The sequence below is a fragment of the Bacillus sp. AFS088145 genome, from assembly GCF_002564465.1.
Lineage (GTDB): Bacteria > Bacillota > Bacilli > Bacillales > Bacillaceae_G > Gottfriedia.
The window spans coordinates 1-269 of sequence record NZ_NUUX01000087.1 but is presented as its reverse complement, the minus strand read 5'-3'; the positions used below and the strand labels follow the sequence as shown (position 1 = coordinate 269).

General features: G+C 58.4%; 1 protein-coding gene. It reads right to left on the bottom strand.

Annotated elements, in window-relative coordinates; genetic code table 11:
- On the bottom strand, window positions 1-122 hold a 122-nt coding region (locus tag COI44_RS24910; protein ID WP_142329314.1), incomplete at its 3' end, for a transposase.
- Between the last annotated feature and the right edge of the window lie 147 nt (window positions 123-269).

Genomic DNA, 269 nt, shown 5'->3' with positions numbered 1-269 from the left:
TCGTACCGGCGCGCAACAATCGACACTGACATGCCGGGCTCCAACGTCTCTCTGATCACCTGCTGCTTGAATTCTTGCGTGTACGTGCGATGGGGATGGGCTCGCGCCCCTGCGTTCGACATGGCTGACTGGCTCCGTCAATCTAAACGCGCCCATCATGCTTTGGAAAAATCAGCATCGGGAAACGGTCGGGCCGAGTCGCTTACGACCCACAAGGGACGGCCAAATCTTCAAAAAACGGACACCCCGCAAGCGCGCACCCGTTAGTC